Origin of the sequence: Nonomuraea sp. NPDC049646 (assembly GCF_044465525.1) — a bacterium.
Taxonomy (GTDB): Bacteria; Actinomycetota; Actinomycetes; order Streptosporangiales; family Streptosporangiaceae; genus Nonomuraea.
This window is the reverse complement of the sequence record NZ_JBITLU010000049.1, coordinates 1-1303: the sequence shown is the minus strand read 5'-3', so window position 1 is coordinate 1303 and position 1303 is coordinate 1. Positions and strand designations below refer to the sequence as shown.

The following is a 1303-nucleotide window of genomic DNA, read 5'->3' as shown; positions in this document are numbered from 1 at the left end:
TCGGCGGCGACGCCGTCGTGGTCACCGACGCCGCCGGGCACGTCCGCGACACCGTCTCGGCCACCGGCCCCACCACGCGTGACGTCGCCACCAAGGCCACCGTCAGCGCCGGCAAGGCCACCGCCGCCGCCAAGGCCCGCCTGTCGCGCGTGGACGACAGCGCCGCCCCCCGCCTGGTCGTCCTGGCCCAGGGCCAGACGCCGAGGCTGGCCTGGGAGGTCAAGGTCTCCGGCCTGGCCGACGGCAAGCCCAGCGTGCAGAACGTCTACGTCGACGCCCGCACCGGCGCCGTCGCCGACGCCGTCGACCTGGTCCGCGAGGGCAGCGGCAACGGCTTCTACTACGGCCAGGTCACCATCAACACCAGCGGGTCGGGCAGCTCCTACTCCATGACCGACACCACCCGGCCCGGCATCCAGTGCGGCGGCCAGGGCGGGTCGGCCTACACCGGCACCGACGACGCCTGGGGCAACGGCTCGGGCACCAACCTGGAGACCGCCTGCGTGGACGCCCTGTTCAGCGTCCAGCGCGAGTGGGACATGCTGCGTGACTGGCTGGGCCGCAGCGGCATCGACGGCAGCGGCCGCGGCTTCCCCGCCCGCGTCGGCCTCAGTGATGTCAACGCCTACTGGAACGGCAGCTACACCAACTTCGGCCACAACCAGGCCAACACCCAGCAGGCCACCCCGATCGACGTGGTGGCCCACGAGTTCGGCCACGCCATCTTCCAGACCACCCCCGGCGGCGCCGGCTCGGGCAACGAGAACGGCGGCATCAACGAGGGCACCGGCGACATCTTCGGCGCGCTCACCGAAGCGTATGCCAACAACCCCAACGACCCGCCGGACTACCTGGTGGGCGAGGAGGTCGACCTGGTCGGCCAGGGCCCGATCCGCAACATGTACAACCCCAGCGCCCTGGGCGACCCCAACTGCTACTCCTCCTCCATCCCCAACACCGAGGTGCACTCGGCGGCCGGGCCGCTCAACCACTGGTTCTACCTGCTGGCCGAGGGCAGCAACCCCGGCGGCGGCAAGCCCTCCAGCCCGATCTGCTCCGGCGGGCCGTCCTCGGTGACCGGCGTCAGCGTCCAGAAGGCCGGCAAGATCTACATGGGCGCCCTGAACCGCAAGACGTCCTCCTGGCGCTACGCCAACATCCGCTCGGCCTCGGTCGCCGCGGCCATCGAGCTGTACGGCGCCAACAGCGCCGAGTGCAACAGCACCAAGGCCGCCTGGAGCGCCGTCAGCGTCGCCGCCGCCTCCGGCGAGCCCGCCTGCGGCACCGCCGGCCCGGACTTCTC

1 protein-coding gene is annotated in these 1303 nt (G+C 72.1%); it reads left to right on the top strand.

Annotation, left to right across the window (positions count from 1 at the left end; translation table 11 throughout):
• A partial coding sequence (locus ACIBQ8_RS51170; protein ID WP_397195922.1) for a M4 family metallopeptidase occupies positions 1 to 1303 on the top strand: 1303 nt, incomplete at both ends.